This window comes from Microbulbifer pacificus (assembly GCF_033723955.1).
Classification (GTDB): domain Bacteria; phylum Pseudomonadota; class Gammaproteobacteria; order Pseudomonadales; family Cellvibrionaceae; genus Microbulbifer; species Microbulbifer pacificus.
This window is the reverse complement of sequence record NZ_CP137555.1, coordinates 3,786,814-3,802,351: the sequence shown is the minus strand read 5'-3', so window position 1 is coordinate 3,802,351 and position 15,538 is coordinate 3,786,814. Positions and strand designations below refer to the sequence as shown.

8 protein-coding genes are annotated in these 15,538 nt (G+C 56.1%); 5 read left to right on the top strand and 3 right to left on the bottom strand.

Going from position 1 to position 15,538, the window contains the following annotated elements; genetic code table 11:
- Nucleotides 1–390 precede the first annotated feature (390 nt).
- Both R5R33_RS16110 and R5R33_RS16105 read right to left on the bottom strand, forming a co-directional pair.
- Nucleotides 391–3,381: a carboxypeptidase regulatory-like domain-containing protein gene (locus R5R33_RS16110; protein ID WP_318953723.1), complete on the bottom strand. Its 2,991-nt coding sequence runs from the start codon at nt 3,379–3,381 to the stop codon at nt 391–393.
- Between the two features lie 522 nt (nt 3,382–3,903).
- On the bottom strand, nt 3,904–4,965 hold the full coding sequence (locus R5R33_RS16105; protein WP_318953722.1) for a hypothetical protein: 1,062 nt from the start codon (nt 4,963–4,965) through the stop codon (nt 3,904–3,906).
- 545 nt (nt 4,966–5,510) lie between these two features.
- Here R5R33_RS16105 and R5R33_RS16100 point away from each other — a divergent pair.
- Complete coding sequence (locus R5R33_RS16100) at nt 5,511–6,356, top strand: N-acetylmuramoyl-L-alanine amidase (protein ID WP_318953721.1); 846 nt, start codon at nt 5,511–5,513, stop codon at nt 6,354–6,356.
- 115 nt (nt 6,357–6,471) lie between these two features.
- Here the strand turns inward: R5R33_RS16100 and R5R33_RS16095 are convergent, their stop codons facing one another.
- Nucleotides 6,472–8,286 carry a glycoside hydrolase family 3 N-terminal domain-containing protein gene (locus R5R33_RS16095; protein WP_318953720.1) on the bottom strand — a complete coding sequence of 605 codons (1,815 nt, stop codon included), beginning with the start codon at nt 8,284–8,286 and terminating at the stop codon, nt 6,472–6,474.
- A 388-nt stretch (nt 8,287–8,674) separates the two neighbouring features.
- Between R5R33_RS16095 and mutS the strand changes: the two genes are divergently transcribed.
- The 4 genes from mutS to R5R33_RS16075 all read left to right on the top strand — a co-directional run bounded on the left by mutS (nt 8,675) and on the right by R5R33_RS16075 (nt 15,463).
- Nucleotides 8,675–11,323 (top strand): DNA mismatch repair protein MutS, encoded by a 2,649-nt coding sequence (mutS, locus tag R5R33_RS16090; protein ID WP_318953719.1) that lies wholly within the window; start codon nt 8,675–8,677, stop codon nt 11,321–11,323.
- 138 nt (nt 11,324–11,461) lie between these two features.
- The gene (gene fdxA, locus R5R33_RS16085) at nt 11,462–11,785 is read left to right on the top strand and encodes a ferredoxin FdxA (RefSeq protein WP_318953718.1); all 324 of its coding nucleotides are present in this window, start codon (nt 11,462–11,464) and stop codon (nt 11,783–11,785) included.
- Nucleotides 11,786–11,923: 138 nt separating this feature from the next.
- Complete coding sequence (locus R5R33_RS16080; protein ID WP_318953717.1) at nt 11,924–12,559, top strand: polysaccharide deacetylase family protein; 636 nt, start codon at nt 11,924–11,926, stop codon at nt 12,557–12,559.
- A 255-nt stretch (nt 12,560–12,814) separates the two neighbouring features.
- The gene (locus tag R5R33_RS16075; RefSeq protein WP_318953716.1) at nt 12,815–15,463 is read left to right on the top strand and encodes a TonB-dependent receptor; all 2,649 of its coding nucleotides are present in this window, start codon (nt 12,815–12,817) and stop codon (nt 15,461–15,463) included.
- Nucleotides 15,464–15,538 lie beyond the last annotated feature (75 nt).

The window sequence follows — 15,538 nt, the reverse complement described above, 5'->3', positions numbered from 1 at the left end:
CGTAACTCCCGGCACATCGCTGACATATTCCAACGCCGCCACAGAGCTACGGGCTGCACTGCCTGAACCAGAGGCGCTCTGCGGAGTTTGGTCACAGGCGGACAGCGCGAAGACTGCAACAGCTGGCCCCACTAGCCGGACAAACATGTTTTTAACTTTCATTGGGGAAGACCCTTCAAGCCTTTAGAGCGCAAGACTTTCTTAATGAGCAGATATTTTAACCCAGTAATTCACAGCGAAAGAATAAATTATTCAAAAAATATTCTCTATTAAAGAAATGTTATTTGTTCGATAAAAAATGCCGATACTGAACCATAAAAATAAAAAAGCCCCGGCAAAGCCGGGGCAAGTCTGATATTCATCACAGACTATTAGGAGATGACATTGAAATTAGAAGTCCATACCCACGGACAACTGCAGACGACGCGGAGCATAGTAACTACGCGGAGTACCGAAGGTAGTCTCATCAAAGTCAGGATCGTAATTATAACCAGTCTGGTTGTCGAACACGTTGAACACATCCGCGCGGAACGTCAGCGCGTAATCGCTGAATACGTTGAAGTTCTGCGTGTAGTTCAGGTCCATCTGCCAGTGTGAGGGGCTGCGACGACTGCCCGCCGCCTCCATATAGCGGATGGTGTTGGCAGAATAACCATAGATAGAACCGTCCCACGCCTCCCAGGGAGTTCCGGACTGGTACACCATGTAGGCGCCAACATTGGCGTTCCAGTCCAGCGTGTACTGGCCGAACAGCTTCAGCAGATGCGGCTTGTCACCGTGCAGGGTACCGTCCTTCTTATCCCACACCATGCGGCCGCGGGCATCCATCAGGTTCGAGGAACCGATAAACGTGTTTACGTCATTCTGGGACGTGGTGTTGTCCTGATCGACGTTACCGGTATAGCGGCTGCGGGTATAGGAAGCGTTCAGGTAGGTGCGCTCACCGGTCCAGGAAGCTTCGAGGCTGAACTCCAGGTACTTGGTGTAACCACCATCGACTTCGGCGATAACAAAGGTCGAACCACTGCCGATCTGATCCAGTTTTGCATCAAGATCGTCGATGTAGAGCCCTTTCGCTCTGATTTCCGCCGGTACACATTGATCAAGCGCCGGACCATAACAACCGTCTTCATTACCGTACAGTCGCGCCTGGTTCCAGACGTCTTCCCAGAAGTGGGAGCCCTCGCGGTAGCGAATATGCGAACGCAGGCTAATGCCGTTGTCGAACTCCTTGGTGGTACCCAGGGTCAGCTCGTCGACGCGGCGTGGATCCAGGTCATCCGCAAACAGCTTGCCAGAGGAGCCCGCGCGCGGCTCAGAGCTGATGTAGTTTCCATTTTCATCCCAGTAGACGTCCAGAGTCGCCTGGCTATTGCGATCCCAGGACGCCGCGCGTGCCAGCGAGGTGGCATCCGGGTTGTACTGGGCAAAGCTGGCAAACACGGTATCGGTAGCGTTGTAGGCCCAGGTGACGCCGAGGCGCGGCTGGATCATATCTTTCCAGTCGACCTTGTACATCTCGTATTTGTTGCCCGGGTCTTCAACGTAACCGGACAGAGTATCCGCTTCGCGCAGCCCCTGGCCGTAGAGAATGTCCTCGCTAATCAGGAAGCCCACATCGAAGATGAAGTCGCCCCAGCTGATGGAATCATTGATCTCAAAATTATGTGACTCCATATAGGAGTTGATCGGCGGTACCTTGCTGCCGTCGGCGGTCACCAGGCTCATCTGCTCGGTACGCCCCTTAAAGCGGGCGTTATCCGGTGCATCAGCGTCGGCCGCACCGTCGAGTACGCTGATAGAACCCCAACCGTTAGACAGGCGTGCCAACTCCTCACGACCTTCCGACCACTGGTAACCCACGTGGATTTGGTGCTCGGTAGCGCCGATGTCCAGCGTGTGATCCAGGGCCAGTTCGAAGGATTTACGATAGTAGTTCTGAAGATTGGACTGGTAGTAACCACCGACGCCACCACCACCAACACGCTCGCCGGCACTATTCGTGTAGCCGTACTGATCGATAAGCGGCTGGGCGAAGTCGCTCCACCAGGCGGCATCTTCCTGATTCAGGTTGGGAACATTGAAGTAGCCCATCTGGTCCAGATTGGCCAGATCCAGGGACTGACCATAACCCGGCTGAACCCCTACCATGGTATCCGGGACACCCGCGGTCTCCAGGGCGTAGTCGCTGAACTGGAAGCTGACGGTGGTGGCATCATTTATGACCCAGGAACCGTCTAGGTTCAGGATATCCTGGCTGGATTCCTCACCCACAGAGGCAGAGTCCGCCTCGGTATATTCGACGGAGGCACCTTTATTTTTGCGATCCGAGGTGCGATAGGCGGCGTTCAGCAATACATTCTCGAGCGGCGCATAGGTGAGCTTGCCGAAGTACTCGTCACGAACGCTGGAGTAATCCTTGGTCGGGCCGTAAGCGGTTTCCTTGCTGTCTTGACTGGAACGTGGACCGAAATAGGAGCCGTAGAAGAACAATTGGTCTTCAATGATCGGGCCACCGACATTGGCGGTCATCCAGCTTTGGTCCAGGTCCGACTTGGTTCCCGCGTCGGTTCTTTCACGCATATCGGCGGTCTGGAACTTGTATTCCACGCCACCGTTGAATTCGTTGGTACCGGATTTGCTCTTGGTATTGACGGTGATACCGCCGGAGCGGTTGAACCCGATCGCGCGTGCACCGCCGCGCTCTACAGAAAATTGCTCGACATCCTGGGTAGATGGCTCCGCAGACAGGGTGCCGAACATCGGCAAGGTCACGTTGGCACCGTCGATCTTGTAGACATTGTCCTGACCACTGCCGCCGGCACTGGGCCCACGAATTGAATCCTGGGTGTACTGGACGCCCGGGGCCAGCTTCAACAGATCACGGTAGTCCTGACCAATCGGCAACCTCTTGAGCACATCGGCGCCGATCGCATCAGACAGGGATGCATTGCCTCCCGAGGTGATGACTTCGCCGATAACGGTAATTTCCTCGACCCCATCGGCAACTTCCGGAGCCATCATCACCGAAACACTGGAGCGCTGATCGAGCAGCACAGTGGTTTTTACGGTGCGGGTAATACCGTCGTCAGTGGTAAATGTCAGGGTGTAGGTGCCGGGAATCAACGCCGGCAATTTGAATTCACCGCTTGCATCGGTTTCGACGGTCCGGCTCTTCGGCATTACCGGACTTGCCGCTGTAACCTTTACGCCCGCCGCCTGAACTTTTTCATCGAGGTAAACGGTACCTTCGATGCTTCCAGACTGCTGTGCCGCCACCGACATGGCGAACATGGTTCCGGCTAAAACGATGGAAGACTTTGCCAAAGACTTCTTGACTCCGCCCCCCACCAACTCACTCAGTTTCGTCTTCTCAAACATTTACGGCCTCCAAGGCAGTTTTTTTTGGTTCTCTCCGGACATGAAGCTTCAGCTTTATAAAGCTGCCGTTTTCCAATCAACGCTCATGCACGATGTTCATTATTTTCGTTTGGTGTTCGGCATATCTATTTGGGCGGGCAAAATATATCTAACCCGACAACGACAAGGAATAAGATATTCCTCACTGATTCTGCAAAAAAAATTCCATACGCGCGACATAAAAATGATAAAAAATTCAGGAAAATTGCAACAAATGACAGGTTAATGCCATATGACAGATTATCGGGCGCCAATTTGACCGATTCCTACGACCAAAGATCCGACAATCTCTATTTGAAATGTACACCCATGAATAATTATTCGCGGACATGACGGGTACCTACGACACAAAACCGTAGCTTATGACGCCATATAGAAAGGGAGGATTGGTAGTTTATTCCATGCGCCGAGCGCAAAGATTGGGGAGGGTTTCGTCAGGATAAGAGCGGGCCCTTACTCGGACCCGATCAGCAGGCTGATAAGTCAGTACGGCCACTGCGGACAATTATCCACACTGTGGCTCACTCCGTGGAAGCGATCGATGCGCCCCTCAAATTCCTTTATCAGGCTGCCATCTTCCAGACGATTGCAAGATGCCTCATGCGCGCCCTTGCCGTAGAGATAGCTGAAGAGCAACTTGCCGTAGGGCAGAACGTTCATGTCTTCGAAGGCCTGCTCATAAATGTTATTGCGTATGATGCAACTGCTCCCTTCCCCTCCACAGCGAATCGTGCGCAATCCCCATATGCGGAAAAAGTTATCCTCGATCAGCAGCTGTACCTGGGATTTGCCTTCTGCATATATGGTATCGGTCTTCTTCCCTTTGGCATTCGCCCAGAAATAATTGCCGCGGATGATCCCGGAGCCCGACGTCGGCACCAGTCCGAACTGGAATCCGTCCGCATGGGACGTGGGTATGAGGGTCAGCGAGTGCATATAGTTGTAGCTGACGTCCAGGCCATCGTTATTGCCGCTTAGAAAGAACAGGTCCTCACAACCCCGCGTTTCGCTGTGTTGCACGGCAAAATTCTGGTAGCTGATCAATCGAAACACCTTGGTGGGTTTTGTGCATATCACCAAGCTGTACTCGATAAGTGCGTTGGCGTGATGAGTAGCTTTGACCGGATAGTAGGAATTACAGGTAATGACGACATTGCGCAGGGTCACATCGTCACTTTCAATACGCAGGCAACCATCGATAAGAACATTTTCTATGGTGACCGGTGACTTGATTGTCAGCGGCCCGGTGTAGGCCTCACTTGGGTATGGTGCAATGACACCAGCTCCAATAGTGACACCGGCATCTTTGGGAGCGACATGAATGTAGGGGCCACCCTTGGGCTCGGAATTAATACTCTTGCGGGCAGCACTGACTACCTGACCGGTTTGCTCGCTGGCCTCATCAGCAATACGCGATGAATTTTCCGCCAACTCCACAACCACGGATCGAGACTGAGATGGGCCTTCGGCACTGGCAGGGGTATTGACGAACATGGCCGCCAAACATGTGCCTATGGTGAGAGCGACGGAAATAATAATGCGCATGATGTACCCCGGCTAAATTAGTGTTATTGCCCCCCATAAGCTGCTGCTCGTGGGGCGAAATCGACTGACATTGCCCTGGCACAGGCGCACAACCTCCCCGATCAGCGCGCCAATATTCCGTGCCACTGCAATTGTTCAAGACATACTGACCAGCAATATAGTCCAGCACACCATCTGACATGAGGTTTACACGCCGTTTAAAAGAATCTCGGACAGACATAAAAACACTAAAAAATTCCCCAGCATCTACACAAATGGAATTATTTATTTGTAGAATACAGCCATGTCGCGGCCGGAAGATATTTTTGGCGCCATACGGAATCGCTATTTAATGATTCTGGCGACTGGAGGAATGTTTGACGCTCATACGTATGGAGCAATTCGTGGGGACCCGCCGAAAAGGAAGCGCTATGCACGGGAAAACTATAAACAGACTGTTTCGCTTGCCTCTACTCGCCGCAACTTGCAGCTTGCCAATCCTTACTGCGGGCTGCGCAAACAGTGGTGGGCTCAATCATCAGAGCGATGAGTACCGGATTGAGGTAGTGAAATCCGAGAATGCCAGCGAGCGTGTGCGATTCCTGGTGATGCACTTTACCACCATCGATTTTGAAACCTCACTACGGGTACTGACACAGCCGAGTTCCCGACCGGTCAGCTCTCATTACCTGATCCCAGAAAGCAGTGACCCTACCTACCCCCACAAAGATTTACGGGTGTACCAGCTGGTGGATGAGTACCGCCGCGCTTGGCACGCTGGCCGCAGCAGCTGGGAAGACCGCAGCCAGCTGAATGACCATTCGATTGGCATTGAAATCGTCAACAAGAGCGAGTGCCATCCACCGCCCGAGTCGACGCCGGAGGCAGAGGCCGATGCCGTATGCTTTTTCCCCGAGTTTGATGCCGCGCAAATTGATCTGGTGATAGCACTATCCAAGGATATTCTGGCGCGCTATCCGGACATCACCCCGACGCGCGTGATAGGACACGGCGATATCATTCCGCAGTACAAGATTGATCCCGGCCCCAAGTTTCCATGGCAACAGCTCGCGGATGCCGGCATTGGCGCCTGGTATGACGATGCCATCGTAAAACGCCACCTGGACTATCTCAATGGCAATACCACCAGTGACCGCGACACCGTGCGTCGCAGGTTTGCGATGTGGTTACAGGATTACGGCTACGGTATCGACCCGGAAACCGCGACGGATGACGAAATCACCCTGTACGCGCGCGCCTTCCAGTACCATTTCCGCCCCTGGCAAGTGGACGGCGAAGTGGACAATCAATCCCGGGCCATCATGCTGGCGCTGCTGGAAAAATACTTCCCGGACAAATTGAGTGGATACGGTGAGTTCGGTGGTGAGGCGATTGCAATAAAAAGCCCTTGATCCGCCGGGCCAACTTGAACAGGCCGGGTTGCGAATATGCATGGAAAGTCGCAACCCGGCAGTAGATAGCTAGCTTACGATTTTCCAGCGTCACATTATTTTTTCCGCGAATACCTCAACCCGCAACACGACCATTTTTCGGTACTGACGCAGTATTCCCCGCCGGCGCCACCACGGTTACCGGCAATTTCCCATCCGGCATTTTTTCGCTGACCAGTGCTTCGGCAAGCGCGCGATAGATCGGACCTTCAAGTTTCTGCTGCGGCCCGATATAGGCCTTGTAATCAAAACTGGCCAGGTGCACGTCCGCCAGGTCTTTGAAGCGCCCACTCTCGTATGGCGAGCGCATACTTATGAATGCCGTTTTTGCGCCCTTGGCACGTGCGGCAATCAGGCCCTCGCGGTAAATTTCGTAGAGTGTTTCCTGATCCAGGCGCCGATACTCCAGCTTGCCAAGATCCTCCATACCACCAAGCTCTACCGCACTTTCCGCCGGTACGATGCTCGCCACCACCAGCGCGTCTGCCGCTGAATTTCGGATGCGATCTACGGCAGTGGGTATGTCGAGAACTTCAATTTTCGCAGAGGTCACCGCTGAGAGCGCAATACGAAATGCCTCGCCGACCGCCGGGTTGGGCGCCATGACCTGCACGTGCGTCATGTCTTTGGTGATCACCGGCAATGTGGCATCCGCCGGGGTGAACACGCCGGTCAGAGCAGATGTAGCCAGCTCACTTGCCAATACACGGTGCTGTGGCGAAGCTAATACCTGCTGTGCGCCGAGAAGTGCCTCGGCTTCCGCCTGTTGCAGCCAGCCCTGGTCCACATACTTCTGCTTAAGTTGCTCGATGCGCGCAACAGATTCATCGATCTCCACAGCCGGCACCGCACCTGTGGCAATCGACTCGGTAACGGCATCAATCAATGCGTTCAGTTGCTGCAGGTCATCCGGGTAGCGGATTTTGATCGGCATCAGCGCAATATCAGCGCCGGCCGCAAAGGTGTGCACCACAGCCTGATCCGGGGTGAAATACTCACTGATACCCGCCATATCCAGAGCGTCAGTAACTACCACGCCCTGATAATGCAGTTCGTCGCGCAAAATGCCGGTCAGTATCTTGCGCGACAGCGTAGCGGGAACCAGCATTTCCTCGCCGGTTTTTGACCGCAATACCGAGTTGTCCAGGGAGGGATACTGAATATGCGCTGTCATGGTCAGAGCCGGTTGTGCGCGCGCGATCACTCGGGCAAACGGCAGTAAATCCACCGACTCCGCTTGCTCCAGTGGGCGCTCTACACGCGGCAACCCGGTATGACTGTCGACACTGGTATCACCATGCCCCGGAAAGTGTTTTACCGTCGCGGCAATACCCTGCTGCTGGAATGCAGCAACGCTTGCACCTCCGAGATCGGCCACCAACTGCGGTGACTCGCCATAAGAGCGCACATTGATGACAGGGTTATCCGGATTGCTGTTCACATCCAGAGTGGGCGCAAAATTGACATTGAAACCCAGTGACTTGAGCTGCTCCCCCATCGCCGCAGCAGTCTGAGTTGCGAAATACTCGCCGTGGCGCGCATAGGTGGCACCGATAGCCATATTGCCCGCAAATGCCGCGGCTTCACTTCGCGGCAAGCGGTTTACCCGCCCACCCTCCTGATCCACGCCAATCAACAACGGCAGACCACTGGCCGATTGCTGTGCGGCGGCCTGCAGGCTCCGGTTAAGGCGCACGATCTGTGCGCTGTCTTCCAGGTTGTCCGCAAACAGGATGATGCCGCCGATATCGTTGCGGCTGATCATTTCCGCCAGCGCCTCGGGAAGTTCGGTGACCGGCTGATTACAGTGCTGGCTGCTCTTGTCATCCGGGGCCGGGCGCTGCATGTCCGGACAGTAGTAGCGGATATCCAGCATCAGCTTTTGCGCCACCTTTTGGCGTAAATCCAGTGATTCACCAGCGTCTGACTGCGCGAATTTCTCAGGTTTACCGCAGGCAACGAGGGCAAACGCGATAGCAGAGCAGGACAAATATTTTACGGCCTTTGGCAGAGCAATTTTTTCTAGCATATTTAATAACCAATTATCCGGCGCACCACGAAAAAGAATAATTTATTCTTCACAATTAGCGCCGCAGTGCAATAGAACGCGACTATATCCCCAACCTCATTCTCATCGACCAACCAGTCTGATAGTGGTTTGCGTGTCGCTTTGGTATCCTTGCGCGCTCGTCAAAAGCGCCCGCAACGGGGCATGCACGGCCTACAGGGTCGGCACGAAAGAACAATTAAGCCACTGTTTTATAAAGATTTCCTCACTCATGTCCGCAACTGCCAGCACTAATCAGCAAGTCGAACACACCCCCATGATGCAGCAATACCTGCGCATCAAGGCCGAACACCCGCAGGAGCTGGTGTTCTACCGTATGGGGGACTTCTATGAGCTGTTCTACGACGATGCCAAGCGCGCATCGGAGCTGCTGGATGTCACCCTGACCGCCCGCGGCAAGTCTGGAGGGCAGCCGATTCCCATGGCAGGTATTCCCTACCATGCGGCGGAGGGGTATCTGGCGCGGCTGATCAGGGCTGGAGTTTCCGTGGCCATCGCCGAACAGATCGGCGATCCGGCCACCAGCAAGGGGCCGGTGGAGCGCAAGGTGGTGCGTATCGTCACCCCGGGCACGGTCACCGATGAAGCGCTGTTGAACGAACGCCGCGACAACCTGCTGGTGGCAACGGTGATGGTGGGCGGCAAATTTGGCCTCGCACTGCTGGACGTGGGCACCGGGCATTTTGCGATTCAGGAAGTAGATACGCTGGAAGCCCTGGCTGAGCAGGTACAGCGCTACAGTCCCACCGAACTGCTGGTGTCCGAGGACCTGATTCTGCCGCCAGAGATCGACCGCCGCGCCGGCCTGCGCCGCCGCGCGCCCTGGGAGTTCGATCTGGAGAGCGCGCTGCGCGTACTCAACCGCCAGTTCGGCACCATGGACCTGGAGGCCTTCGGCTGTAGCCATATGCATGCAGCGCTTTGTGCCGCCGGCTGCCTGCTGCAGTACGCGCGCGACACCCAGCGCACCGAGCTGCCGCATATCCGCACCCTGCGCACCGAGCGCAGCGAAGATTCCGTGGCGCTGGACCCGGCCAGCCGCCGCAATCTGGAAATCGACACCAACCTCAACGGCGGTGACGACAACACTCTGCTGTCGGTGTTCGACGCGTGTAAAACTGCCATGGGCAGCCGCCTGCTGCGCCGCTGGCTGAACAATCCCCTGCGCAACCTCCACACTCTGGAACAACGTCAGCAGGCGATTACCGCACTGATCGCGGATTACCGCTTTGAACTGCTGCGCGACGCCCTGAAGCCCATCGGCGATATGGAGCGCATCCTCGGTCGCCTGGCCCTGCGCTCCGCACGCCCGCGCGACCTCTCCCGCCTGGGTATGTCCCTGGCCCAGTTCCCGGAGCTGCAGCGCCAGCTGAGCGAGACCGATGCCACGCTGCTCGGCCAACTTTCCCGCGAGATGGGCGATTGGCCGGAGACCGTGGAACTGCTGGAGCGCGCACTGGTGGAGAACCCGCCGGTGGTGATCCGCGAGGGCGGTGTGATTGCCGAGGGCTTCGACGACGAGCTGGACGAGCTGCGCGGCATCAGCGAGAACGCCGGCGACTATCTGGTGCAGATGGAGGTGCGCGAGAAGGAGCGCACCGGCATTCCCACCCTCAAGGTGGGTTACAACCGGGTGCACGGCTATTACATCGAGATCAGTCGCGGCCAGAGCGACAAGGCACCGGCGGACTATATCCGCCGCCAGACCCTGAAAAACGCCGAGCGCTTCATTACCCCGGAACTGAAAGAATTTGAAGACAAGGCGCTGTCGGCCAAAAGCCGCGCCCTGGCCCGCGAGAAGTTCCTGTACGAGGAGCTCATCACCACCCTGAATGAACGTTTGGCGGAACTGCAAAACGCCGCCGCCGCGGTGTCCCAGTTGGACGTACTGGCGAATATGGCGGAGCGCGCAGACCAACTGCGCCTGACCCGCCCGGAGCTGTCCAATCAGCCCGGTATCCACGTCGAGGGCGGTCGCCACCCGGTGGTGGAGCAGGTACTGGACGTCCCGTTTGTGGCCAACGATATCGACCTGCATGAATCCCGTCGCATGCTGGTGATCACCGGCCCGAACATGGGCGGTAAGTCGACCTATATGCGCCAGACCGCGCTGATCGCCCTGCTCGCCCACTGCGGCAGCTTTGTACCCGCCGACAGCGCGCGCATCGGCCTGCTGGACCGTATCTTCACCCGTATCGGCAGCGCCGACGACCTGGCCGGCGGCCGCTCCACCTTTATGGTGGAGATGACCGAGACCGCGAATATCCTGCGCAACGCCAGCGAACACAGCCTGATCCTGATGGACGAGATTGGCCGTGGCACCAGCACCTACGACGGCCTCTCCCTGGCCTGGGCCTGTGCCCACTTCCTCGCCGACAAGGTCCGTGCATTTACCCTGTTCGCCACCCACTATTTCGAACTGACCGAGCTACCGGCGCAGTGCCCGGAGGCCACCAACATCCACCTGAATGCCACCGAACACGGCGACTCCATCGTGTTCCTGCACCGTATTCAGGAGGGTCCGGCGTCCAAGAGCTACGGCCTGCAAGTGGCCAAGCTGGCGGGTATCCCACAGGAGGTGCTGGAAGAAGCCAAAGCGCGCCTCGCCGCTCTGGAAGCCGGACACACTACCCGCGACTCAGGCCCCGGTCCGAAACCGGTATCACCGCCGGTCGTAGAGCCAGCACCAGCACCGAAACCAATCCCGGTGGCCCAACCCAAGGCGACCGCCCCCGCACAGGTGGACCTGTTTGGCAGTGCCCCGCACCCGGCGGTAGAGGCACTGGAAGCTCTGGACCCGGACGACCTGACCCCGCGCCAGGCTCTGGAGCAGCTCTACGCTCTGCGTAAACTGTTATAAGTACCCAACCAATTCGACTCAAAAGCCACTACAATTCGCGCCATTAATTGCTAAAATCCGCTGCTTCCATAATTGGGCTCGGCTCTAACGAGAAGCGCGCCCGGCAGCGGCAATGCACAGCACTATTGAGGGACAAGCATGACATTCGTAATTGGGGAAAACTGCATCAAGTGCAAATACACCGACTGTGTGGAAGTTTGTCCGGTAGACTGCTTCTACGAAGGCCCCAACTTCCTGGTGATCCACCCGGATGAGTGCATCGACTGTGCCCTGTGTGAGCCCGAGTGTCCTGCCAACGCCATTTTCTCCGAGGACGAGGTGCCGGAAGATCAGCAGGAATACGTCGAGCTGAACGCGGAACTCGCCGAAGTGTGGCCGAACATCACCGAGAAAAAAGACTCACTGCCCGATGCGGAGGAGTGGGATGGTGTCAAAGGCAAGCTGCAATACCTTGAGCGCTGATCACCCGTAATGAAATAAAAAGCCGTCTTTGTAGACGGCTTTTTTTGTTTTGAGGGACCTCTGAGCCGTCCCTGAAGTCAGATTGATCTCTGCCGTTTCCATAGAAGTAACCAAGCACGACCAATAATTATGTCCACCATGAAAACCCTCCGCGTCCTGCTGCGCCGCACCATGGCTGTCGCCCTGCTGGCAATCCCCATGGAAGCCACCCTCAGTGAGGATCGCCGCATCGCCCTCGCCTTTGACGATGGCCCCAGTTCCAGCAGTAACGAAGCCTTGTTAAATGAGCTGGAGCGTCTGGATATCAAAGCCACGTTTTTCCCCGAATCCCTGGCGCTTGGCAACGACCAGAAGCTCAAGAAAGGCAAAGCGAAAAAACACCGGGAGATCGCCTCCGCCAACGCGCACCGGGAAATCGACGGCGCCAAACGCATCCTGCGTAACTTGGGCGAGCGCACCCCATCAGCATTATTCAATCTCCCGGATGTGCGACTGCCGGAAAATCTCGAGCAGGGACTGACCAGCGCAAACTATTGGAGTTTCCCCGAAGACACCCAGGCAAATCTGGATGACGCGCTGGAAATCGCTGAACTACTGGCGGAAAATGCCTTTCCCGGTGCGGTGGTGATTCTGCACACGCTGTACAACCAGCGAGAGCATATTCTCCAGGCGCTACCAGTCATCAGTGAACGGCTCAAGGCAGAGGGCTATGAGTTTGCCACTCTCTCCGAATTGATGGAGCCCCAAAAAAAACTTTCGACACTGACTACCTGAATTCAAATTCAGCGCAAGAAAAAGGGCTGCATCCGCAGCCCTTTTTTGTTGTTAATGCAGACACAGGCGACGCCTGACCTTCCGCCACACCACAAATAATGATTTGAGCGCCAAAGTAGAGGAATAGTATTCGCTGGGCCCACCAAGGCATAAATAATTCTTGACTGCACAAAATTTGCAAAATATTTTATTCCCCCACGATAGCGCTGTCTTTCTGTCGTAAATAACTCCATAACAAATGCGCGAGGGATAAGGATGCTCAAGCTTCCTAAAGCCATTCAATCGGCTAACCGTTCTCTTATTCGCCTGGGCTCTTTGAGTGCCCTGGCTATTGTTTCCACCGGGGCGCTGGCACAAGGCAATAGCGAAAGCCTGGAAGAAGTCGTCGTTACCGGGATCCGGGCCAGCCTGGAACAGAATATCGATATGAAACGCAACGCCAATTCGGTGGTGGATGCGATTACCGCCGAGGATATCGGCAAGTTTCCGGATAAAAACGTGGCCGAAGCGCTGCAGCGCGTGCCCGGGGTCTCCATTGATCGCGATTTCGGTGAAGGCGAGAACGTCTCCATTCGCGGTACCGACTCCTCCCTGAACATGACCCTGCTGAATGGCCAGACAGTTGCCACGTCACAGTGGAAGGTGTTAAGCGCACTGTCGCGTGGTTTCAACTACGCCATGCTGCCGTCGGATCTGATTGCCAGTGCCGAGGTGTACAAGACTCCACAGGCGGATATTGACGAAGGCTCCGTAGGCGGTACGGTTATTCTGCGTACCCGCAAGCCACTGGACCTGGATTCCGGTACGGCATCGGTGAGTCTGGAAAGCCAGTACAGTGAGTTGCCGGATGTCTGGGACCCTTCCGGTTCCGCATTCGCTTCGTGGAAAAACGAGGCTGGAACATTCGGCGTACTGGGATCGGTGGTATTCCAGGATCGCTCCGTGGAGCGCCACGGTGCGGAAGTGCTGAGCAATTATGTGCCCACGACTGCCAAGGATACCGGTGAGGAGGTTTACGTACCCTGGGGTCTGGGCTCTGCACTATTCCAGCAGCAGCGCGAGCGCCGCGGTGTTGACCTGAACCTCCAGTATGCGCCGAACGAACAATTCGACGCGACCCTGCACTACCTGGCCTCCGAGCTGGGCGCGTCCAACATGAACCAGAATTTCCTGCCGCTGTCCCGCAATGCGGTGCGCGACGGCGGTAGCAATACCCAGACTAACGGCAACGTGGTGACGTCTTCCGATATCGATGGTGCACTTGCCGGTGGTCACGTCGCCTACGATGTGATTTATCGCGATGGCTCCAGTATGGATACGGACGTACTGGACCTGGAGGCCAACTACGATTTGGGCTTCGCTCGCCTGCATGGGCAGATAGGCCGCACCACCTCTGAGGGCAATGCCAACGACTGGTTCTACGAGTGGTTCAACCAGGCGAACGATGATCGGGTCAACTGGACCTATACCAACAACGGTCGCCCCAGTGCCAGCTTCGACAACAGCGACTGGATTACCAACCCTACCGATGAGCTGGTGTTGAACGGCTACTTCGAATCTCAGATCACCATGACCGACGAGGAGGCCTATGCGCAGATCGATGCGGAATTTGATGTGGAAGTGGGCCCAATCAACCTGATCCAGGTGGGTTACAAGACCCGCGATCGGGACACCGGGCAGGACCGGGTCCGCACCTACGCTTCCAACCTGGGAGCGAATGGTAACGATGCATATTTCGGAACTGCAGCGGACTTCTGGAGCGGCGCTGTGGTAAGTGGTCTGCACGGTGAAACTGGCTTTGGCCCTTCTGCTTACTTCGATCCGGATCGCAACAAGCTGAATGCGTACTTCGATGCACTGCCAGATTGTGCCGCCGGCAGCACCGAAATCTGCTCAAACCGCGATACCACCTGGTATCCCTCCATTTTCGATATCAACGAAAAAGTGGATGCGCTCTATGTGAAGGCGGACTTTGCGGACGATACCACTGGCCTGCGCGGCAACCTGGGCGTGCGCTATGTGACTACGGATACCACCTCCGGTGCCTGGAGTTTCTCTAGTGCGCAGGGCGAGTATGCGTACGATGAAGTGAAGGCGAAGTACTCCGACGTTCTGCCCAGCCTGAACCTGGCCTGGGATGCCAGCAACGATGTGGTATTGCGTTTCGCCGCGGCCAAAGTTATTGCCCGCCCGAGCCCGAGCCAGCTGACGTCTTCAGTATCGCTGACCCCGGAATCGAGCTCCGGCTCTGGCGGTAACCCAGAATTGGAACCCTACCGTGCAACCCAATATGACCTCGGCGCGGAGTGGTATTTTGCCGAAGGTGCCATGGCCGCGGTAACGCTGTTTACCAAGCAGATTGACGACTATGTCTTCGATGAGATCCGCTCTGAGCAGGTTATCAGCCCTGACGGTGTACTGCAGATTGATTCCATGCGCCGGCCGCAAAATGGTCCCAGTGTTGACCTGAACGGTGTGGAAACCCAGCTGCAATACAGCTTCGATAACGGCTTTGGCCTGGTTGGCAACTACACCTATACCGATGTCAGCGATGCGGAAACACAGAGTGGTCCGGTTACCCTTCCGGGTAATAGCGAGAACATGTTCAACGTCAGTGGTTTCTACGAAAACGAACTGTTCAGCGCGCGTCTCGCGTACAACTACCGTTCGGAATTCTTCCGTGCGAAAACTGCCGTCGGCAGCCTGTACCGGGATGAGCAGACTTCGCTGGATGCCCAGTTCAGCTACTACGTTAATGACAAGCTGAGCCTGCGCGCTGAGGCCCTGAACCTCACCAATGAGACGGTAAACGATATCTTCTCACTGGATGGCGGTCCCACCCTGCAGGCGAGCGAATGGGAGAATGGCCGTCGTTTCTTCCTCGGCGCCAACTACAAGTTCTAATAGCGTCTCCAGCTGAGGCTTCGGGCTGAACGATTGATCGGCCCGTTGGTAGTCCTCTCGTTGTTCTCCTTGCCG

Coding starts and splice junctions, on each gene's coding strand:
- R5R33_RS16105 (WP_318953722.1), bottom strand. CDS start 4,965: ATGCGCATTATTATTTCCGTCGCTCTCACCATAGGCACATGTTTGGCG.
- fdxA (WP_318953718.1), top strand. CDS start 11,462: ATGACATTCGTAATTGGGGAAAACTGCATCAAGTGCAAATACACCGAC.
- R5R33_RS16080 (WP_318953717.1), top strand. CDS start 11,924: ATGAAAACCCTCCGCGTCCTGCTGCGCCGCACCATGGCTGTCGCCCTG.
- R5R33_RS16075 (WP_318953716.1), top strand. CDS start 12,815: ATGCTCAAGCTTCCTAAAGCCATTCAATCGGCTAACCGTTCTCTTATT.
- mutS (WP_318953719.1), top strand. CDS start 8,675: ATGTCCGCAACTGCCAGCACTAATCAGCAAGTCGAACACACCCCCATG.
- R5R33_RS16110 (WP_318953723.1), bottom strand. CDS start 3,381: ATGTTTGAGAAGACGAAACTGAGTGAGTTGGTGGGGGGCGGAGTCAAG.